Source organism: Bacillus sp. R45 (assembly GCF_021729365.1).
In the GTDB taxonomy this organism is placed as follows: domain Bacteria; phylum Bacillota; class Bacilli; order Bacillales; family Bacillaceae; genus Bacillus; species Bacillus velezensis.
Genome location: NZ_CP091421.1, coordinates 2,080,592 through 2,099,193, shown reverse-complemented (window position 1 = coordinate 2,099,193; position 18,602 = coordinate 2,080,592). Strand labels below are relative to the sequence as shown.

The window sequence follows — 18,602 nt, the reverse complement described above, 5'->3', positions numbered from 1 at the left end:
GGATACTGTTGGCTGAGGAATTATTTTTCCATGTATTGTATTTTATGGTATTCTTGAAATGAAAGGAGGAGAAAATGAAAAAGAAATTAATTGGGGTCTTGATCATTGTTTGTTTTTCTGTGTTCATGTATGGCGCAGTTACACATTCTTTTAAAAATCAAAAATCCACTGAGGAAGTATTAGAAAGTGCATGGGATGAATTTGGCTTATTTAGCCTTGGAATTGGAGAAACAGACCCAGTCATATCAATTGGTATGGATAAAACAAAAAATGAAGAAGAATTACGACGCTATCTAAACGATAACTTATCTAAGGAAGTTAAAGAAGAATATAAAGTTGAGATCATTAAAAAGGATATTAAGGTTTTAGAAAGACAACATGAGAAGTATTTGGAAAGTAATAAAGCGCATTGATACATTAAAGATGCTTATCGGCTCCAAATACAATAATGATTTTATCCAATAAACAAAAGTTTTGCAAACCATTCCAATGGTTTCATTTAATCTGTTATAATCAATCTGTAAAATACAGACTGGTTATAGTGTATTTCTTTAACAAGAAATGCATAAAATAAAAAGAGCATGGTGTTGGTCGCACCCCATCAAAGGGCTTGCTCAGATGTTATGTTATTCATGATAGACCTAACCCTTCAGGTTTTCAGGCTCAAGGGAGGTCTATTTTTTATTTATATACGTCAACAGGGCGATTATAAACGACCCAAATGCAAGCATTCACATTAATGCCTGAAATGTTGACATAAGCATCACCCCCTTTCTATAGGGGGTGAGCAAGACTCCAAGACTCCAAGATTCCCTTAAGTGAGCATACTTAATGTACAGGAATCATTTATATGTCGTTAAAAACCCATTCAGTTACCTATGCGAAAAGAACCATGTTAGAATCAGGTTCTTTTTTGAATTTGAGTTAAATAATCGGCTGGAATTACCGATAAATAACATGTGAAATAATACCAAGGAGGTTAAGGGATTGAAAAAAGTACTTAGTTTAGTAACAATTACACTTCTTGCTGTTACAACGATGTTTTCCATTAGCACATCGAAAGCAAAAGCAATTGAAGCAACACCGCTTTACAGTCTTCAGATTCTTTCCGTCACATCGGATGGAAACGACTTTGTATGGGAGCCTGTTACAAGCAGCAAGCCAAATGCAACAAATGTTTTGAAAGGTGACAAGCTGCATATTAAAGTTCGCTTTATGGGCTATACAAATTCGACCGTCATTAAAGCAAAGGATGGGAGAAATTTGTTATACAAAGGTGAAGCGAACATATACAAATATGACCCTATACTTGGACAAAACAAAGTTGTGATAGGATGGGACAAATACATTGAAATTCCAATGAACGAACTTCCTTCAAATGAGATTCAAGTTGAAGGTCTTGGGAAAAACATGAAAATCATTTATAGCAACGTTGTAAAATTCGAGAGAGGATGAATGTTATGGAAGGTCTAAATAACTCTTACAATATCACGAAAGATCCGAAATTTTTAGCGTTTTGCAGTTTAGCGACAGAAGGTGCAGGAATTAGTTCGAATACGCAATGTTCAATTGGTTTTAATGAATTCAAAGAAGCGCTGGAGAATGGCAAAGTAGTTGATAATAAAAACCTTAAAAGCAGTTCAGAGTTAAATCACCAGTTTGATTACTGGAAGTCCAGAATAACTGGGGGACGAGCTGTAACTGAAACTGATAATCAAGTGTTAGATATCATCAAACAAGCATACAATCTTGGAATGGTTACGAAAGATAATATGCTTTTGAGAAATCAAGCCATTAACGCGTATAAAACATCTATTTAATTTAAAATTAAAGCCCCTTATTCAGGAAGGGGCTTTTGCTTTGCAACTTATTCTTTATGTTTAATCTAAAACCATAAAGTCCTGCACTTTTGTTTCTTCTTCAGGCAAATCAAATTCATTAAGTTTCTTTTTAGTACGGATATCAAAAATCCCCATATATCCACCAATCCCTTTTTTGTTTTCCTCTTGTGAAATTACATAAAGTTTTTGATCTTTAAACTTTGCATTCATATACGGAAATTTTAAATCGAATTTTTCAAAAGAAAAATCTTTACCGTACTCAAGTAAGCAGGCGTATACGGATTTATTAATATATGTAACGTAAAATTTACCGCTTTTTTTGTCGTAATACACAGCGTCCGCTTGTTCGAGATCATCAGGATATTTTATGAATTTTGATTTCCATGATCCTTTTTCGATTACAGTTAGTTCATGTTCTGAGCTAGCTACAACATATTTTTCAGAGTGATCAAATACATCTCCATAGGAAGCTAATCCAATCGTTTTAATAATCCCTTCTGTGTTTCTATCAATGACGTACATAGACATTCCTTGAATGACGTAAATATACCTATTATCGCTTCCTCCCATGGTTACGAGGGTAGGCAAAGTCAGGCTATATTTTTTATTGAACTTTTTATCATTTACTTTCAGTTCATTTCCATTGGTGTCGACATTATAGGCTTTTACAGAAATATCTTCTCCTTGATACCAAAAAGCAAATGGATTGGATAATTTATGTTCTTTAATAGTGTTGTTTTTTAATGTGTAATAATATGGTTCATGTTCAGCTAACAAGACGATATCGTCTGAAGAGGGGGTTTTTTTCTGGATATATGGTATATCCGGTACCTTAAAGTATCGTTTATTGAATTTTTCTCCTTGTGATGTGGATATGAGTACGCTTTTCTTGATGAGTGGATTTGAATAGATAAAAAAGATTTTATCCTCGGTTGGATTTATTTTAGAAGTACTTACAGAGTGTTCACCTTTATTTATAAAGAATGCATTGATCAACAATATAACTATTGCACCAATTAGAACTCCTGAAATCCCATATAAAACATAAGACTTTTTCATATAACGCTCCTTATCTTTTATATAAAAAAACACACTTGCAGAATAAATCTGCAAAGTAAATGATTAGGAGCAGACAGTTTTTGATGAGCGGTCAATATCCAGATGTGACAAGTGCTTCTCCATTACTGTTTAGGTCTGTTCCTTTTGTGTTTTTGTATGATTGCCACACAAGTTTAGAGGAGCAATACTATTTATTTGTGCTTTTTTTGGTTGCAGCTATGAATAAGGCTTACCTGTTTTACTATGAAGGACAGCATTGCATAGAGCTTTACAGGTGAACACAGATCATAAAAAAACACCCCCTATGCGGGAGTGCCAAAACATTTATGCGGTTTGCCCTCTACGTTCCACTGAGAAGTCATTATGGTGATCAAGCGCGATATGGATACTGGCTGTGTGGCCTCTTCGGGCTTCTTTAAAAACTTTGTGGCCGTCAAGAAGATAATGTCCAACAAGCCCAAGTAAGATAACTAAAAAGATAAAAGCCGATGCAAATTTAAATTTCATAAAGACAATCCCCTCTCTGAATTTGTTTTCGGGCATAAAGCACTTTCTCATAAAAGGCTGTAGCTACTTTATGGTCTTCATTTACATTATAATACATTGCTGCATCAGTCGCTAGGTCTTCCACATCCGAAAGCATAGCTTTTGATTCTAAGTAATCTAAGATTTTAAAAAGTCGTTCTTTGTCATTCTCAACGAATAAACCCATAAGAAAATCAAACATTTTTCCTAATACGTCATCGTTCAACTCCTTTGAAAGCATAAGACCTTGTTCACAAACCTGTTTTCCATCGACCGTGTTGAATAATTTAAAGTGCGTTTTTGCCAACATTAGAAGTATGTCAAGCAGTCGGCTAGAATTGTGAAGAGAATTACCTTGATAAATTGAGACGCCTTCTTTAAAATACTCCAATGCCTTCTCCATATGTCCTGTTGTAAATGAGCATAAACCGAGATTGTACAAAGAAGAACCTATTAACCGCGGCATATCAATTTCTTGTGCTTGTTTTAATGCATTCATGAAATGCGGTATTGCTTTTTCTGGATACTCCATGTCTAAATAATTCAGACCGATGACGAATGAACATTGGATTACTCTTATTGAGTATGTCTCGTGTGCTTTGTAGGTTTCTATTGCTTGAACAATATGATGCATAGACATGTGGGTTTGCTTCATGTGATAGTACACTTCAGCAACTTTGTAGTGAAATTCAGCTCGCTCTATTTCATCGGGGACAATAGATATCTTCTTTTCAGCTCGGTTGTAAAAACTTATTGCTTTAAGATATTCGTACTGTTCAAATTCATACATCCCATGAAAAAAGTTAAAATAATATTCAAGAATTCCTTTTAGATCGCTTTGTTTACTTTCGATCTCTTCTGATAAGTCTGAAATTTTAGGTCGTTCTTCATTCATGGTTTTTGGTTCAAGATAATCAAGCATTAATTGATGTCGAAAACACATGAGCGAATAGTACAACAATAAATCTTGATCTTCTTCCATATGCTCTATTTCTTGTTCAACTTCACCCTTTAGAATTTCTGCATCTGCAACACTGAATAATCTTATGTATTTGTACCATTTATTGATTTTTAAGCCAACCTTTGAAGAAGAGATCAATTGCTCCAAAAAAATCACCCTCCTAGTATTTCGACTGATTATGTAATATTTTATCATAATGTAATATATTAGGAAGAGTGTTTTTTCTTAATTTCTCAATTTGGTGTGGAATGCGATAGAAGCCCCCTCGTTCGAGAAGGGGATATGATCAATTTCCTGTTGCTTTCAGTGAGGCAAGCCACTCATCTAATGTTCCGGAGAAGCCTTGTTGAACGGCTAATTCATATGCTGATTTTCCATCTTTACCGGCAGCGCTAGTAGCTTCAGTACTGCCTTTTTCACCTTTTTTTTAATGAAGCTAACCATTCAAAAGTAATGAATATTCAAGGCGGGAGTAAGGGAAATTAACAAAAAAATGTGAGGAAATTTAGATGAAACGAATTTATTTTGGTTATACCTTTATTGGCTGCTGTTATTGTCTCTCCAACTCAAATGAAAGCAAGTCCAATGCCTTGTAGTGCAGTACTCGAACCGGTGAATCAAAAATTGAAAAATGCGAAGGGTGCGGCACTAATCTATAAAGTGCAGTTATACCCGCCAAGTGCTGCGAGAACGAATATGAGTATTCTTGCTGTCCACCTTCCTCAGCCATCTTCTTATGGAAGCTACGACGGTTATGAAGGATTTGCCTCCAAAACAGGGGAAATCAGTTGGCGATTTAAACTATATCCGACTCCCGAGGGAGAGAGTCCTAATTGGGCTGGATGGATTGATTCCATATCAGCTGAAATGACAAATGTTCAAGTGCAAGTACGCCTTTCAAATTCTAAGACGCAAAAGTTGGGGCCGAGTGTATTAACAAATAATATTCAATCTTGCTATTAGAAATGTAGAGCTCTTATCAAAGAAAGAAATGCGACTGGATCTTTTGAAAAAATTCTGGTGAAAAATGAAGAAGAGTCCATTAAGGCGGAGTCCAATGAATGATGAGGAATTAAGAATCATTCTGAAATCAATTCATCATTGACAGAACAGAGCCGGCAAAAGTCGATATTGCGTTTGATTTTGTACAAGAAAGACGGCATAAAAAGAAATGGTTAGCTAAAAAAAGGCAAAGAGTCAACGCTCTTTACCATCAGGTGTTTTCCTTAAGCGGTCTGCAATATGCTTAATTAAACTCAGCGCAGCAGTCACTAATCCAATAACTAAAGCAATCTCAAGTAAGAGGATAATTCCAAAATTTAAACCGCGACTTTCAAAGTAATCACCAGTAAAAGAGAGCAATTGATAAATCCCAAGCATCAGCACAATAAAGGAAGCGCCTATAATCGCCAGAGACTTTTTAGAGAACTCCTTAGTATGGTTAAAATTATAAACCAATAAGAACAAAAATAGACAAGCCATGGCGATCTTATGAGTCAATGAATCACTTGCTGAAAACCCTTGCACAAGTAAGGAGATAATTAATCCGGTCATTCCGATTATTTTGTTCAATATATCACCTGCTTTGTATAAGTATGACTTAGATGTCAGCTTACCAATTAAAGGTGAAATTCTCAACATAATGCCGTTTAAAGTTAACTTAAAATGTGATTATTTTAAGAAAGAGGTTGAAATATACTCGATTATCAAAAAGGGGAGCAAGTAAGGTCTTTGAGAATGGAGAAATGGGAATTATATTGTGGACGACAAATCGAGGTTCTGTAGGTGTTGAAGGGGACTCTGGTGAATATGGTGAATACAATGATAAAGTCGATGAGCTATTTGTTAGCAGATTAATATGTTTTCCGAAAGTTAGACGAAAGCAGTTCATTAAAGGAAGGGTTAGACAATGATTAAAATAACGCTATTCCAAGATGAATATTGCAAGGTGAATGGGTTGAAATTGATAGGCTATTAAATATATTTATAAGAACAGAGTCAATTAATATTGAAGTTATTGATATCAAATACAATTCACTAAATACTGTGCGAACTCAAATACACTCTGCGTGTATATAGAGAAAGGACTTAAGATCACTAGGACCGAAGATGAAATCGTGATTTTAAACGTAGTAAGAGGAAGAAATGAAAACCTATATAGCAACCAAGGAAACTGAGTACTTTACCAATGAATCCATTGAAGAGGTGCTTTATGCTGGTACAATAAAGAAGCTGCGTTTAGCAAAATTGATGGCACTTCAGGCAATAGACTAATTTTAGATGTTTGTTTTGATGGCTTGAGGATTAAATCTTTTATCAAAATTCATAATGGTGTTGGCGAGTAGCTTTTGATAAATTGGCCAGCACAAAGAAAGAGGTTGAAGACTACAATGCCAAACTAATTGAGGCAGGCACAATCTCTTTGAAATGTTGGAGAGAGCTGGACAAGTCTAGATAAAAGATAGTTTTTATTCAAATACTCAAGGCAGAGCCTACCGCACCTACAATGCCAACAAAATCAACTAGTGTTGTTACGTTGCTCATAAAGTCAAAAGAATTGTTTATTAGAAACATAAAATCAGCCCCTGTGAAAAAATTTAACACTAAGATAAAAAATAATAAGAAGAAGGATTTTATCACTGGCTTGTTTTTTGTGTAGGAGCAGCCTTGGATATTCGATTGTATTACTAATATATCAAATTTCTTACAATTAATCCAATTCTGTCTGTACGATAGTTTTTAACGAATACAAAAAAGCCCCACGAATGGAGCTGCTATATACGTATTATTGAACATAGCCAGAAAAGTCGCTCGGAGCAGAGAAAGATAGATAGTAAAGCGCATTGGCATCTAGATTTTTTATTGTTCCTGTAGCTGTACCGTTAGCATTTACAGTTAGTGTTTCAGTAGCAAAAATCCAGTCGGAATCATTCCAAACTTTCACAGTTAGTTTAGTTCCAATATTATTTGTAATTGAATAGCTTATCGAAGATTTGCCTTGAAAATAACTGTTTGAATATAACGTATTGCCAGTTGCTTGTCCAGCGAATGTCAATTTGTTTTTCGTAAGATTTACAACGCTATTTGAATTAGGAGGGTTAAGACCAAAAGCTTTAAATTCACTTTCGACAGAGTTAGTAAGCTTAGTTGAAAACCTAGAATTGTCGGTCTCAGCAGATGCGGCAGTGGCAATGCTCAGAGAAAGAATGGCCACCATGGTGCAAACAATAAAACTAAACAACTTTTTCAAATTAAACACTCCTTTATTTGTAAGTTAAAGTAAATAATAACATTTAATTTCAGGAGGTCAATAGGTTTATTCAAACTGGAATGAATCTGTCACAAAATATGAAGAGCATTTTGGTGAATTACAGCTAAACGATTTGGATAACTTATTGTATTGTGTACTGAATTTTCAGTCTATTTTAAAAGGGGCTAAGCATTAAGGAGTTATGTAATGGAGAGATTATACTCTCCAAGATTCAAAGGAAGGTATGCGGAGTTTACCATGTAGTCTTAAATCTATAATCACTTTCAGCCAGCTATAAGAATGTTTATTAATCCCAGATGGGGAGTTAGCTTTATTAATACGATTCCTTCAAGATGCTTTTCTTTGGCAGATTAAAGTAAGCTAATCCGTTTCCCTGCAGACCTTCAATAACAAATACATTGTTATGGTCAAGGTTAATGTCTAAAAGCATGCTTTTCCGTTCAGTGAGCGGGTTATTAGCAATTAGATGCCAATTAATATAAATTACATCGACTACACAGTAAACGATATTATAGGCAGATTTTTTAGACATAAAGCGTCCCATTACAGTCTCAAAGTCAGGAAGCAAAAACAACAGTACCATTGAGCATATCAAGATTCGAGATTCGAGATTTCTCAACTTGCTTGTTACTTTATTGTTGTAAACGAGTATAAAGCTGGAAGGTTCAGTGTAGCTTTAGGAGCCGAATTGCTTAGAGAAAGCACTGTATGAAGAGGGATTTTAATTAAATAAAGCAGACATTAAGCCTGCTTTATCTTTTTGAACATTATTCCTTTTTTATATGAATTAATGTTCTCACCAAATGCCCGTTCTTAAGATTTTAAATTCTGGGCACGGTCAGACTTTTTAGGGAAAATACATTCTAACAAAAGAAAAAATAAAGTTAATCCTAATGATAATTTAAAATTGTCGCTGTTCCCAATGGAACATAAGATACCCACTATATAAATAAATAAAAACCTAAACAACGAGGCAAATATAAACTTGAAGAAGTTATCCCCAATGAGATGCCTTCCAACAGCCACAAAAATATTATCAAAAGTAAAAGAATAAACAACCATACACACACTTGTTATAACAATCTGTTTAAATTCTATTTCTAATTCAAAGAATTTTACAAGCACATTTGCTGATCCTGTTGCAAATAAGATTATCACCATTATGATTGCAGTAGGAATGAGTGATAAAACCAAAGCTCCTATTACTGTAGATAATAAAAATTTTTCATTTGTGTTTTTTTCTGCAGCTTCTTTCTTTTCTCCTCTGTACATAAAAATAAAAAAGACGATGAGAGATAAAAGATAAATTGATAACGTCATAACAAGCAGATTCATGGTGATCTCTCCTTACCTAATTAAAACAAAAGAGTGAAGGTTATAAGCCTCACTCTCTTGTTTTTAATGTATAGTTATACCAAAAAGAACACAACAACCTTCGCAATTAACTGTGCATCAGCTAATGGAATTCCGGCTTTCACTAAGGCCACAGTAACAGCTGTTTCTCCGAAATTTGTAAGTTCATCTATAACGTCCGCCGCTTTGTGTCCCCATTTAGAACAAGCATCACCAGCTTTTTGTGCCCATTTATATGGGATCTTTTTAATAAGGTTTCCTAAAGCGGGGCCACCAACCCTAAGTGCTTTTACTAATATTTGTTTAGCGAAAGGAATGCCCTGTGTATGTACTTCAGAATTTGAAGCTAAAGGAGCCTGTACGCTATTTTGAACTACAGGTGCTTTTTTACTTTCTGCTGCACTTGCATAGCCAGGAGAAACAACTGATATAGCCAGCACAGCCAACGTGAACACCATGATAAATGAAATAAGTTTTTTCTTCATTTCTTCATCATCCTTAAATAACCATTAGTTTAATATATTTACAAATATAATGGATATTTGTAATGAAATCAATATATTACCTAAAAAATTTTAGTTATAAAAGAAGGAACAAGAATTTTAAAAACATACTTTTGTTATTATACGAGACACAATTTTCTTAAAAAAGAACCGAAAGTCTCATTGGGGATGCCCATTTTATGCCGTGGAGAAGATTCAATAAAACTGTAGGTTTAACAAAAACAAATATTTTCAGGAGTGTAATATCATAAAACACTCAGAGGGGGAATTAGGTTTAAGAAACACCATTGGCAAGATTGAAATTGTTGGAATTTTACTGGAGTGGTTTGCTTTATGATTTTGGGGCAGGAGTTAAGGCGAAAAGAGATAACTCAGACTTGGAATGATACTGAAAGCAACGTCTACGATCAACTTTGACAAATACTCAACTGCTGCTGTCGTTCAAACATTAGGATTTGCTTTTAATTTGCCTACAGGGGGCTGGTCATCTGATTTAGCTGGATTAGCTGGATTAGCTAATAATGATCATTCTAGGTGAATATAAAATTGTTTACTTTTAGGATAAGCAGGAATGTAAGATGGCAGGGACGGCTCTTATGACAAAACACCTTGTAACGATTTATGAAGATAAGGATCAAAAGAAAAAATCGGGAGTGACAGCTTTATCATCACAGACAAAGGCGGCCCAAAAGTTGCTGCAATGTGATAAAAAATAACCCTGTCTTAGGCGGGGGATTATTACATGCTGTTTATTATGCTGTAAACAAACGCAACAATAAATAATGGATAAGAGATAATAGCAATTAGTTTTGAAGATTTGCTCTTTTTTTCAAATGTGTATATTAGTGCAAATCCTAAAAAGAATATTGTGACAAACCAAGAAGAATAGGACGGGTACAATGCAATAAGTAAGACAATAAGAGTGGATAACGCAAAAGAAGAGTCAAGTGTTATTTTCTGATCGTTTTTCAAATAAACCGCCTCCTTACACATATTCCACATTAGATCGCTTAAAGAAGGTGTTGTGGTTGATCAGCCAATTAAATATTTCATGATGCAATTGTGCGGTTCTATGATGGTAAAGACCTCGCCGTGTTCCATAAGACTACGGGGAAGTTGTTAAAATCCTTAAAAATGAGTCATTTTAGTCTGTCATTTCCTAAAACAGTGTTTTACTCTTGTTACAAATATGCAAGAAGGGCGGTTTGAACTTGTATAGATTATGTACAATGCTGTTAATTTTGTTAAGTATAACATTAGGGTGTCAAAACCCAAAGCAAACATTTTATGGAGGCTGAGCAAACCATGGTCGGCTATGTCATTTTAAAAGGAGAGAATCAAGCAATTTTCATACATAATGAAAAAGCTGATGTTAAAGACTATGAAAATCTTAGTGAAAAAGAGATTATTAAAAAGTATAGATCGGATATAGTTTTACTGGGACTTAGTCAACTTAACAATAAAGATGACTTGAGCAAAGGACAAAAAATTCGTATTTGGTATAAAAGATTCAATGAATCTTCACCGCCAAAAACAAATATCTCAAAGTTTGAAAGGATTTAGTACCTATTCTTTAATTCTCAGAAATACCGCTGCAAAACTGAAACGGCATATTGAACCGAAATAATGTCTTCAAACCTCACGTCATTCTTCATTCGCGGTGGCTTATTCCTGCCCCGGGATTTATTTGACAATTGTTGACTCAGGTGCAGAGAAGGCATATGTCAAGAACACATTTTGAATTACTGGGCACCTTGAATAAAGCCAGCATTCCCATATTCATATGCGAAGAGATCGGTACTGAACGCTGGATCATACATTTGAACAAGCTTGCGAGGCTTTGATAAAGAAAGAACAGTCAAGAGACGAACCATTACATACATATAATACTCCTGTGAAAGCGGGGGTGTAGTTTTGGAACCTTACCAACGTTATGAGGAATTAAAGAAAAAAACAATAAAGGTTGTCCATAAAGATAATTACAGTATCCGCTATATAGATCAGGATGAAGCGAGTAATGACTTAGATGAATTTTATAAACAATTTGCTCAGCATTTATTGGAGGCTGCTTTGGAAAGGAGTGCAGAGTAAGCTTCTTTTTTTGATTTGTTTGTGGTAAGTATCTTAATAAACGGCTTTATCAGTACTGATATTAATCACATGCGTCACTTCTTGCAGCAAAGCGGCTTCTGCGACATTTTGTCCGCCGATAAGGTTGGTTTGAATGGCTTCAAAGGGATTATCCTCACATGTCGGAACCTGCTTCAGCGCTGCTGTGTGAAAGACAATATCAACACCTTTCATCACTTGGTTGACTCTTCTGTAGTCACGAACATCGCCGAGCACAAACGACAGTCTTTGTTCATCCGCGTATTTTTGCTTCATCACATATTGTTTACTGTCATCTTTGCTGAACACAATGACTTCTTTAGGGGTTAAGAGCAAAAGGCGTTTTACTATTTGGCTTCCGATTGATCCTGTTCCGCCTGTGACGAGAACAGTTTTATCGTGAAAAAACGGTTGTAGCTCTACTGCTTGCTGTTTAGGCATGGCTTATCCTCCAACTCTCGTTTCTCTACCATGCATCATATGTTGAACAATTTCAGCGAGTTAATGAAAGAAACCAATAAATCAAAAATTAGAGAAAAACATTAATCTGATGCGCTTTCATATCGCGTTACCCGATTAATAGAATAGAAATTACAAATAAAACATTGTACTAAATATTCATTTTAAATATTTGCTCACGTCAATTTTTTCTCTTCATAAATCCTCACATTCGGACAATCTTCACAAAAACTTAACACTGAACTTCCTGTATGTATTTTACAATTAAAGTGCACGTTCATAAAAGGAGGATGGAAAATGAATCATTCAAAAACACTTTTGTTAACCGCGGCAGCCGGATTGATGCTCACATGCGGTGCGGTTTCTTCTCAGGCCAAACATAAGCTGTCTGATCCTTATCATTTTACCGTGAATGCGGCGGCGGAAACGGAGCCGGTTGATACAGCCGGTGATGCAGCTGATGATCCTGCGATTTGGCTGGACCTCAAGAATCCTCAGAACAGCAAATTGATCACAACCAATAAAAAATCAGGCTTAGCCGTGTACAGCCTAGAGGGAAAGATGCTTCATTCCTATCATACCGGGAAGCTGAACAATGTTGATATCCGTTATGATTTTCCGTTGAACGGAAAAAAAGTCGATATTGCGGCGGCATCCAATCGGTCTGAAGGAAAGAATACCATTGAGATTTACGCCATTGACGGGAAAAACGGCACATTACAAAGCATTACGGATCCAAACCGCCCGATTGCATCAGCAATTGATGAAGTATACGGTTTCAGCTTGTACCACAGTCAAAAAACAGGAAAATATTACGCGATGGTGACAGGAAAAGAAGGCGAATTTGAACAATACGAATTAAATGCGGATAAAAATGGATACATATCCGGCAAAAAGGTAAGGGCGTTTAAAATGAATTCTCAGACAGAAGGGATGGCAGCAGACGATGAATACGGCAGTCTTTATATCGCAGAAGAAGATGAGGCCATCTGGAAGTTCAGCGCTGAGCCGGACGGCGGCAGTAACGGAACGGTTATCGATCGTGCCGATGGCAGGCATTTAACCCCTGATATTGAAGGACTGACGATTTACTACGCTGCTGACGGGAAAGGTTATCTGCTTGCCTCAAGCCAGGGTAACAGCAGCTACGCGATTTATGAAAGACAGGGACAGAACAAATATGTTGCGGACTTTCAGATAACAGACGGGCCTGAAACAGACGGCACAAGCGATACAGACGGAATTGACGTTCTGGGTTTCGGGCTGGGGCCTGAGTATCCGTTCGGCCTTTTTGTCGCACAGGACGGAGAGAATATAGATCACGGCCAAAAGGCCAATCAAAATTTTAAAATGGTGCCATGGGAAAGAATCGCTGATAAAATCGGCTTTCATCCGCAGGTCAATAAACAGGTTGACCCGAGAAAACTGACTGACAGAAGCGGAAAATAAACATGAAAAAAGCAGCTTATCCAAGCTGCTTTTTGATGTGAAGAGCGTTTCATGAGAAAGTCTTGGAACGGATAGCCGTAAGCACAGCCGGCAGCCGGTCATACGTGTACGCCGGTACTGTCTCTTGATAATTAAGCGCCGCGATTTGTTTACGTTCACCCGGGTTTGTCATATAAAAATGGATCTTATCCGCAAAATCCGCAAACCCGCTGTAAGAAACAAATGTTGAAAACGGGGGCGCGGGAGAAAGGTCTGTCAGCTGAAAGGCCTGACAAGCCGCAATGTCTAAGCTTCTCGTATTTAAACTGGTATTTTCGATGCCGCGTCCGTTCTGATTGAGCGCAAACCGATAAGAACGGTGAGGGTTTAAGACCACCTCTGCGCTGTTGTAATATAATGCGGCAAGTTCGGGTTCAATCCATTCATCCATTACGAGCACATTTTGCTGTCTGGCGATTTTTTTAGGCAGATGTCTGCGCCATCCCTTCCCGATAATACGAAGCGTATACGGAAGCTTCGCCGCTGCTTTCACCAGTTCAACGCGGTTCGGATACGGGTATCCGATCAGAAGCAGATTTGTGTGAAGAGAGGCTTCAGCAGGTTGTTTTTTAAAAAGCCGCTGATTAACGGGGATCGGGACATAATATACGTGCTGTAAGCCCATTTGCCGGTAAGCATCAAGCGCGTTTTGTTCTATCGTTAAAACGGCATCCGCAAGCGGCGCGATTGTCATACTCACATCGAAATAAAAAGGATCCTCCGTCATCCATAGATAAACGGGAATCTGTTCTGTCTTCAGCCATTGAAGCCATTCAGACGGAATACGGTCTCCCGTCATCATCAGACTGATGTCTGGTTTGAATGCCCGTATACTGCGGATGGTATCTTCCTCAAACTCAGAAACAGAAAAAAAGCGGACGGAAGACTGTAAAAAGCCTTCCTCGATCCAGCGGTCAAAATACGTGTATATGCCTTTATATCCTGAACGGATATATAAAACGTTCATATGCTGTTACGAAGTGAACGTGACACTTTCAACTTTGTCGACGTCAAGCAATGTTGTAGCAGAGCCTGCCGGTGTAACGGAATTTTCCTGCGTAACAAAAACGATTCCGTGAATTTCGTCAAAGGCAACAAATTGAACCGGGCCGATCATGTCTCCTGAATCCATCACAATGCTGATGACAGTGCCGGGCTGAATTCTTGCAAAAATCCATCTCGCCGCTAATGAAATACCGCTTCCCAATACAGATTGTGCGCTGAGACTGTCTTTCGCCGCTGCTTCATCCACTTTTGCATCAATTGCCGATTCCAATAAATCTTTTACTTTGTTTTCCACATTATCTCCTCCATCTGTGCCGCCAGATAAAGCGCTGTTGTCAAATACAGGGGCTAAAAGAGTTTTTAATAATTTCTTTTTAAGCTCCAAACGATCCTCGCTCATGCGGACATACACCTCCTTTACAATTTCAACCTCACGTTTATTCATATTCCTGATTGAAAAGATTGGTATAAGTCGAATGCCGTTTTGCTTGCATTTTTTTCAACAATTAATCAAACAGCTGAATTTTAGAATCAGGCTTTGTTTGCCTATGCGGATTGTAAGAGTGTGACATACGTTGTATAGATTAAAAAATGAAGGAGAGGAATATTTTGGATTCAGGAGAAACTGTAAAACACGGGGGTTTTGAGGAGGAATTTCAGCTCGTACTGCTTCTTCTTCTTTTGTTATCTCATCAGCCGTCCGGAGATCATTCAGATTTGCGGCGTCAGCTTGTAATGGCAAAAGAGCTTGGGGTTCCTGTATCGCGCGTCAATCTGATTAACGGCAGCACACTGCAGAACGTAATTGTCAAAGAAGTGCTGTCAGATTTGGCCGTTTTTCAAAATCCGCTCAATAATACGAGATCAAACGTCGCGATTTCAAGCATCGTCAGCTGGGGGGCTTTTTAATAACGATATCAGGCTCTGTCTTTTTCGGAGCCGTTTTTTACGTTTTACAGAAGGGGTGATGGGATGGAAAAGAAGGTCTCAATTATCTTAACGAGTTACAACAAACCGGATCTTGTAAAACAGGCGATTGAAAGTGTTTTGCATCAGACCTACAGCAATTGGGAGCTGTTTGTGATGGATGATCATTCAAATGAAGAAACCTCGGCCGCCATCAGTACGTATATAAAAGATCATCGCATATATTATGACAACAGTTTTATCAATCCGGCCGAACGGCTGAAGTCGACCCGGTATGCCGTTTTGATTAATGATGCGCTTTCACGGGCCGAAGGCGAATACATCACTTATTTGACAGACGACACCGTATTTCATCCGAATAGGCTCAGCCGCATGGCGGAAGCGCTTAATCAATGCAGCGAGTTTGATGCCGTCTATTCCAGCCAGAAGGTGATACATGTAAACGGGCGCGGAACAGAACAATTCCACTTCTATCGTTTTGCTGAAGAGGTGCTTGATCAGGCCGCTTTTCTCGTTGATCACTGTTCAGTGATGCACCGGAGATCATTGCTTGAGCGTGTGAAAGAGAAGTTCGGCAGCTTTTGGGACGAAGATGTTATGCATTGGAATCACGGAGACTCTGTTTTTTGGAGCAGGCTCAACACATTTACATCATTTCTGCCGATAAAAGAAGTGTTGGATACGACCTATAAAACACCCCACTCATTTCAGAACACGTATCAATCGCTTCCGTCTGTCCTGATCGACGGATCCTTTGTAAAGGGGACGGATCAGAAAGTATATCAGCTTGACCGAAATAAAAGGAAGCCTGTAAACGAGCGCTGGCATACGTTATACGAAGGCCGGACCGTCGTCATTCCGGATCCGTTTTTATTTCAATATGAGGAAGAGGACTCCGCAAGTATTCCGAATTTTCAGCTCGTCAGGGATCAGTTTCATGTTTATTTTATAGAAGACGGGGAGAAAAGGCTGGTTGATCATAGCGCATTTCGCTTTTACCGATTTAAACGGCATGGCATCCCGGCTTTAGAACGGGCCGAAATACAATCGCTTCCGGACGGTCCGCCGATCAGCCGGTGGACATCGGACTGTGTTCAACATTTGCCCGGGAGGATGCTGTTTCGCATTGAACGGAAATTTTATGTTTATTTGAGAGGGGTTCTCCATCCGATCAGTCATGACGTAGCGAAACGCTTTTTTGCGAATCAGAAGGCGATACCCATTTCCTTTCAGCAAATTAAACAATTACCAATTGGAATGCCGTTCTATCCGGTGTACGATGAAATTATAAGAAATCTCAATATAACAAAAGGTTGAGAGATGCAGTCGGATGTGCAAGGAAAAGGAGAGCTTTTATGACCGATCAATTTGATAAAACCGAGAAGCAGTATATAGAGCTTACTTCCGGCATTCAGAGGTTCGAGCATTTCAGTGTATATACGGACCCTTTTTTGCCGCAGATTTTTTCGCATAACTTTGTTCAGCTGCACCGTACATTTCCGTTAGACAAACTGCTGCCGTTTCTTTCGTCCGTTCCGGGCATGCTTCAAGCCAATTATATTCATGTGAAAGCGTCTCCGGAGCACGCATTTCCGCTTCTTCTGAAACAAACTCTGGTAAAGCAGGGCTGCGTAGTGGAAGATGAGCTGTTTTTTGCAAGGAAACTGGAAAATGGGGACCTGCAGGCCGGACACCCGCTCACTGCTTGGGGGACGGAAAAGAGCCTCGCCGATGGGTCGTCTATTATGAACATCTATGATGCCCTTTACATTGGCGAGGCGGCGGCCGAACAAAAGCTTGAGCGGAAATATCCTTTGTATAAGGAGGGAACGGTTATGCTTGTCGTGTGCTACAGCGACGCCTCGCAAACGATTCCGATCGGCTGCGGAGAGCTTTTCATCAACAAAGCAGATAAAACCGCAAAAATAGAAGAAGTCGCAATTCTGGATCAATTCCAACGAAAAGGCTACGGATCGATATTGATGAATGAGCTGATGGCGGCGGCAAAGCTGAACGGCATGGAAACCGTATACCTTGTGACGTCCGGGATGGACGGTGTAAACCGCTTTTATGAAAAACTCGGCTTCAAAAGATTTCGGCGCGTGCATACAATTTTTCATTATTTTCTTACATAGTTGGGCATTCGCATAAACCAATTGGGAGTTGGCCCGCATACAATACCGTATATCGTAAGAAGAAAGGATGATTTGCGTATGTACGGATACGGATATGGCTACGGTTGCGGCAGTTTTGGCTATGGTTACGGGCACGGCGGCTGCGGAGGCGGAACCAGCACTTTTGTGCTGATCGTGGTATTGTTTATTTTATTAATCATCGTCGGTGCGGCTTTTATTTGTTAGACTGAAAAAATCCTATAATGAAAATCAGCCTGCAGAGAACATCATTTTCTGCAGGCTTTTTGTTATTTCCATGCTGAAAAATCAGCTTGAAAAACATTTTAATACATATTACCTTTCTGGAGAAGGGGGAGAAAATGTGAACATAACGATTGAAGAATTACCCGAATCCAGAATTGCTTATTTCCGAAACGTCGGTGAGTATGGCGGAAAGCAAAACAAAGAACTGATGGAGTCATTTAAAAACTGGGCGCAATTGAATGGCCTGCTTGATCATTCTGTCATTTTAGGAATTCCGCAAGATCATCCGAATCGTACTCCTAAAGAGAAATGCCGCTATGATGTTTGTCTTGTTATCAATCAAGACCATGTGCCTGAACCAGCCCGGATCGGTACATTTTCCGGAGGGAAGTACGCTGTTTTCTTGCTTGATCATACAAAAGAGGCAGTCAGCGGATTTTGGAACACTGTTTTTTCTGAGATCGGAAAAAATAATTTATCAATCAGAGAACAGCCTATTATCGAAAGGTATACTTTACAAAAGGTGAATCATCATTTGTGTGAAATATTGATTCCCATACAGTAAAGAAGACGGGAATTTTCCGCCTGCTGCTTATACAGATTCAGATCAAAAATGATGTGATGAGCAGATAAATAGCAGAACCGAAGAAAGAAAAAATCAACAATAGGAATAGAATTTCCAGAACGCTCTTCAGGCTGTCGGGACATCTCCGGCAGCCTGTT

24 protein-coding genes and 4 pseudogenes are annotated in these 18,602 nt (G+C 38.2%); 15 read left to right on the top strand and 13 right to left on the bottom strand.

Going from position 1 to position 18,602, the window contains the following annotated elements; all coding sequences use genetic code 11:
* Positions 1-74: 74 nt before the first annotated feature.
* Complete coding sequence (locus tag L3V45_RS10100) at positions 75-413, top strand: YolC/YozM family protein (RefSeq protein WP_014305242.1); 339 nt, start codon at positions 75-77, stop codon at positions 411-413.
* 250 nt (positions 414-663) lie between these two features.
* Here L3V45_RS10100 and L3V45_RS19660 read toward each other — a convergent pair.
* Positions 664-731 (bottom strand): annotated as a pseudogene (locus L3V45_RS19660) (putative holin-like toxin).
* Positions 732-987: 256 nt separating this feature from the next.
* Between L3V45_RS19660 and L3V45_RS10090 the strand changes: the two are divergent.
* Positions 988-1,455: a DUF4879 domain-containing protein gene (locus L3V45_RS10090; protein ID WP_024085506.1), complete on the top strand. Its 468-nt coding sequence runs from the start codon at positions 988-990 to the stop codon at positions 1,453-1,455.
* Between the two features lie 5 nt (positions 1,456-1,460).
* The gene (locus L3V45_RS10085) at positions 1,461-1,820 is read left to right on the top strand and encodes a hypothetical protein (protein WP_014305240.1); all 360 of its coding nucleotides are present in this window, start codon (positions 1,461-1,463) and stop codon (positions 1,818-1,820) included.
* Positions 1,821-1,880: 60 nt separating this feature from the next.
* On the opposite strand, the gene L3V45_RS10080 is transcribed toward L3V45_RS10085, so the two are convergent.
* The 3 genes from L3V45_RS10080 to L3V45_RS10070 all read right to left on the bottom strand — a co-directional run bounded on the left by L3V45_RS10080 (position 1,881) and on the right by L3V45_RS10070 (position 4,533).
* Positions 1,881-2,900, bottom strand: a complete 1,020-nt coding sequence (locus L3V45_RS10080; RefSeq protein ID WP_043867221.1) for a hypothetical protein — start codon at positions 2,898-2,900, stop codon at positions 1,881-1,883.
* Positions 2,901-3,224: 324 nt separating this feature from the next.
* Positions 3,225-3,407: a hypothetical protein gene (locus L3V45_RS10075; protein ID WP_063174276.1), complete on the bottom strand. Its 183-nt coding sequence runs from the start codon at positions 3,405-3,407 to the stop codon at positions 3,225-3,227.
* Positions 3,397-4,533 (bottom strand): Rap family tetratricopeptide repeat protein, encoded by a 1,137-nt coding sequence (locus L3V45_RS10070; RefSeq protein ID WP_109567755.1) that lies wholly within the window; start codon positions 4,531-4,533, stop codon positions 3,397-3,399. The genes L3V45_RS10075 and L3V45_RS10070 overlap by 11 nt, the downstream gene beginning before the upstream one ends.
* 423 nt (positions 4,534-4,956) lie before the next feature.
* On the opposite strand from L3V45_RS10070, the gene L3V45_RS10065 reads away from it, so the two are divergent.
* Positions 4,957-5,349: a YoqH family protein gene (locus tag L3V45_RS10065; protein ID WP_109567769.1), complete on the top strand. Its 393-nt coding sequence runs from the start codon at positions 4,957-4,959 to the stop codon at positions 5,347-5,349.
* 234 nt (positions 5,350-5,583) lie between these two features.
* Here L3V45_RS10065 and L3V45_RS10060 read toward each other — a convergent pair whose 3' ends face one another.
* Positions 5,584-5,958: a YoqO family protein gene (locus tag L3V45_RS10060; RefSeq protein ID WP_024085504.1), complete on the bottom strand. Its 375-nt coding sequence runs from the start codon at positions 5,956-5,958 to the stop codon at positions 5,584-5,586.
* Positions 5,959-6,531: 573 nt separating this feature from the next.
* On the opposite strand from L3V45_RS10060, the gene L3V45_RS19515 reads away from it, so the two are divergent.
* Positions 6,532-6,660: a hypothetical protein gene (locus tag L3V45_RS19515; protein ID WP_256078009.1), complete on the top strand. Its 129-nt coding sequence runs from the start codon at positions 6,532-6,534 to the stop codon at positions 6,658-6,660.
* A 511-nt stretch (positions 6,661-7,171) separates the two neighbouring features.
* Here the strand turns inward: L3V45_RS19515 and L3V45_RS10055 are convergent.
* The 5 genes and pseudogenes from L3V45_RS10055 to L3V45_RS10035 form a co-directional block, all read right to left on the bottom strand.
* A complete protein-coding gene (locus tag L3V45_RS10055; protein ID WP_025852481.1) occupies positions 7,172-7,636 on the bottom strand; it encodes a hypothetical protein in 465 nt (154 codons plus the stop codon).
* Between the two features lie 276 nt (positions 7,637-7,912).
* Positions 7,913-8,222: pseudogene (locus tag L3V45_RS10050) on the bottom strand (ATP-dependent DNA ligase); the annotation flags it as partial.
* Positions 8,223-8,470: 248 nt separating this feature from the next.
* Positions 8,471-8,992 carry a hypothetical protein gene (locus L3V45_RS10045; protein WP_024085499.1) on the bottom strand — a complete coding sequence of 174 codons (522 nt, stop codon included), beginning with the start codon at positions 8,990-8,992 and terminating at the stop codon, positions 8,471-8,473.
* Between the two features lie 74 nt (positions 8,993-9,066).
* A complete protein-coding gene (locus L3V45_RS10040) occupies positions 9,067-9,495 on the bottom strand; it encodes a hypothetical protein (RefSeq protein ID WP_024085498.1) in 429 nt (142 codons plus the stop codon).
* A gap of 756 nt (positions 9,496-10,251) precedes the next feature.
* The gene (locus tag L3V45_RS10035) at positions 10,252-10,485 is read right to left on the bottom strand and encodes a hypothetical protein (RefSeq protein WP_025852477.1); all 234 of its coding nucleotides are present in this window, start codon (positions 10,483-10,485) and stop codon (positions 10,252-10,254) included.
* A gap of 28 nt (positions 10,486-10,513) precedes the next feature.
* Here L3V45_RS10035 and L3V45_RS19655 point away from each other — a divergent pair.
* From L3V45_RS19655 to sprB, 4 genes and pseudogenes are all read left to right on the top strand, one after another.
* A pseudogene (locus tag L3V45_RS19655) lies at positions 10,514-10,722 on the top strand (hypothetical protein); the annotation flags it as partial.
* Positions 10,723-10,800: 78 nt separating this feature from the next.
* Positions 10,801-11,076, top strand: coding sequence for a DUF3221 domain-containing protein (locus tag L3V45_RS10030; RefSeq protein ID WP_014305232.1), 276 nt, complete (start codon positions 10,801-10,803; stop codon positions 11,074-11,076).
* Between the two features lie 191 nt (positions 11,077-11,267).
* Positions 11,268-11,425, top strand: a pseudogene (locus tag L3V45_RS10025) (hypothetical protein); the annotation flags it as partial.
* 2 nt (positions 11,426-11,427) lie between these two features.
* Positions 11,428-11,604: a recombination directionality factor SprB gene (gene sprB / locus L3V45_RS10020; RefSeq protein WP_007612049.1), complete on the top strand. Its 177-nt coding sequence runs from the start codon at positions 11,428-11,430 to the stop codon at positions 11,602-11,604.
* A gap of 33 nt (positions 11,605-11,637) precedes the next feature.
* Here sprB and L3V45_RS10015 read toward each other — a convergent pair whose 3' ends face one another.
* Positions 11,638-12,063 (bottom strand): SDR family NAD(P)-dependent oxidoreductase, encoded by a 426-nt coding sequence (locus L3V45_RS10015; RefSeq protein ID WP_003153663.1) that lies wholly within the window; start codon positions 12,061-12,063, stop codon positions 11,638-11,640.
* 315 nt (positions 12,064-12,378) lie between these two features.
* Between L3V45_RS10015 and phyC the strand changes: the two genes are divergently transcribed.
* Positions 12,379-13,530, top strand: a complete 1,152-nt coding sequence (gene phyC / locus L3V45_RS10010) for a 3-phytase (protein ID WP_234949339.1) — start codon at positions 12,379-12,381, stop codon at positions 13,528-13,530.
* Between the two features lie 49 nt (positions 13,531-13,579).
* On the opposite strand, the gene L3V45_RS10005 is transcribed toward phyC, so the two are convergent.
* Together L3V45_RS10005 and L3V45_RS10000 are read right to left on the bottom strand one after the other, a co-directional pair.
* Positions 13,580-14,536, bottom strand: coding sequence for a CgeB family protein (locus L3V45_RS10005; protein ID WP_014305230.1), 957 nt, complete (start codon positions 14,534-14,536; stop codon positions 13,580-13,582).
* A gap of 6 nt (positions 14,537-14,542) precedes the next feature.
* Positions 14,543-14,974, bottom strand: a complete 432-nt coding sequence (locus tag L3V45_RS10000; RefSeq protein WP_014305229.1) for a hypothetical protein — start codon at positions 14,972-14,974, stop codon at positions 14,543-14,545.
* Positions 14,975-15,183: 209 nt separating this feature from the next.
* On the opposite strand from L3V45_RS10000, the gene cgeC reads away from it, so the two are divergent.
* The 5 genes from cgeC to L3V45_RS09975 all read left to right on the top strand — a co-directional run bounded on the left by cgeC (position 15,184) and on the right by L3V45_RS09975 (position 18,444).
* Positions 15,184-15,483 (top strand): spore maturation protein CgeC, encoded by a 300-nt coding sequence (gene cgeC / locus L3V45_RS09995; protein WP_003153667.1) that lies wholly within the window; start codon positions 15,184-15,186, stop codon positions 15,481-15,483.
* A gap of 63 nt (positions 15,484-15,546) precedes the next feature.
* Positions 15,547-16,818, top strand: a complete 1,272-nt coding sequence (locus tag L3V45_RS09990) for a glycosyltransferase family 2 protein (RefSeq protein WP_024085490.1) — start codon at positions 15,547-15,549, stop codon at positions 16,816-16,818.
* A 38-nt stretch (positions 16,819-16,856) separates the two neighbouring features.
* Positions 16,857-17,636, top strand: coding sequence for a GNAT family N-acetyltransferase (locus tag L3V45_RS09985; RefSeq protein ID WP_014305227.1), 780 nt, complete (start codon positions 16,857-16,859; stop codon positions 17,634-17,636).
* Between the two features lie 78 nt (positions 17,637-17,714).
* Positions 17,715-17,861, top strand: a complete 147-nt coding sequence (locus L3V45_RS09980; protein WP_014418145.1) for a YjcZ family sporulation protein — start codon at positions 17,715-17,717, stop codon at positions 17,859-17,861.
* A 136-nt stretch (positions 17,862-17,997) separates the two neighbouring features.
* Positions 17,998-18,444, top strand: coding sequence for an AraC family transcriptional regulator (locus tag L3V45_RS09975; protein WP_069013369.1), 447 nt, complete (start codon positions 17,998-18,000; stop codon positions 18,442-18,444).
* The last annotated feature ends 158 nt before the right edge of the window (positions 18,445-18,602 follow it).

Excerpts from the sequence above, each read along its gene's own strand:
- L3V45_RS10100 (WP_014305242.1), top strand. The coding sequence starts at position 75 with ATGAAAAAGAAATTAATTGGGGTCTTGATCATTGTTTGTTTTTCTGTG.
- L3V45_RS10085 (WP_014305240.1), top strand. The coding sequence starts at position 1,461 with ATGGAAGGTCTAAATAACTCTTACAATATCACGAAAGATCCGAAATTT.
- L3V45_RS10080 (WP_043867221.1), bottom strand. The coding sequence starts at position 2,900 with ATGAAAAAGTCTTATGTTTTATATGGGATTTCAGGAGTTCTAATTGGT.
- L3V45_RS10075 (WP_063174276.1), bottom strand. The coding sequence starts at position 3,407 with ATGAAATTTAAATTTGCATCGGCTTTTATCTTTTTAGTTATCTTACTT.
- L3V45_RS10065 (WP_109567769.1), top strand. The coding sequence starts at position 4,957 with ATGAAAGCAAGTCCAATGCCTTGTAGTGCAGTACTCGAACCGGTGAAT.
- L3V45_RS19515 (WP_256078009.1), top strand. The coding sequence starts at position 6,532 with ATGAAAACCTATATAGCAACCAAGGAAACTGAGTACTTTACCAATGAA.
- L3V45_RS10045 (WP_024085499.1), bottom strand. The coding sequence starts at position 8,992 with ATGAATCTGCTTGTTATGACGTTATCAATTTATCTTTTATCTCTCATC.
- L3V45_RS10040 (WP_024085498.1), bottom strand. The coding sequence starts at position 9,495 with ATGAAGAAAAAACTTATTTCATTTATCATGGTGTTCACGTTGGCTGTG.
- L3V45_RS10030 (WP_014305232.1), top strand. The coding sequence starts at position 10,801 with ATGGAGGCTGAGCAAACCATGGTCGGCTATGTCATTTTAAAAGGAGAG.
- L3V45_RS10015 (WP_003153663.1), bottom strand. The coding sequence starts at position 12,063 with ATGCCTAAACAGCAAGCAGTAGAGCTACAACCGTTTTTTCACGATAAA.
- phyC (WP_234949339.1), top strand. The coding sequence starts at position 12,379 with ATGAATCATTCAAAAACACTTTTGTTAACCGCGGCAGCCGGATTGATG.
- L3V45_RS10005 (WP_014305230.1), bottom strand. The coding sequence starts at position 14,536 with ATGAACGTTTTATATATCCGTTCAGGATATAAAGGCATATACACGTAT.
- L3V45_RS10000 (WP_014305229.1), bottom strand. The coding sequence starts at position 14,974 with ATGAGCGAGGATCGTTTGGAGCTTAAAAAGAAATTATTAAAAACTCTT.
- L3V45_RS09990 (WP_024085490.1), top strand. The coding sequence starts at position 15,547 with ATGGAAAAGAAGGTCTCAATTATCTTAACGAGTTACAACAAACCGGAT.
- L3V45_RS09985 (WP_014305227.1), top strand. The coding sequence starts at position 16,857 with ATGACCGATCAATTTGATAAAACCGAGAAGCAGTATATAGAGCTTACT.
- L3V45_RS09980 (WP_014418145.1), top strand. The coding sequence starts at position 17,715 with ATGTACGGATACGGATATGGCTACGGTTGCGGCAGTTTTGGCTATGGT.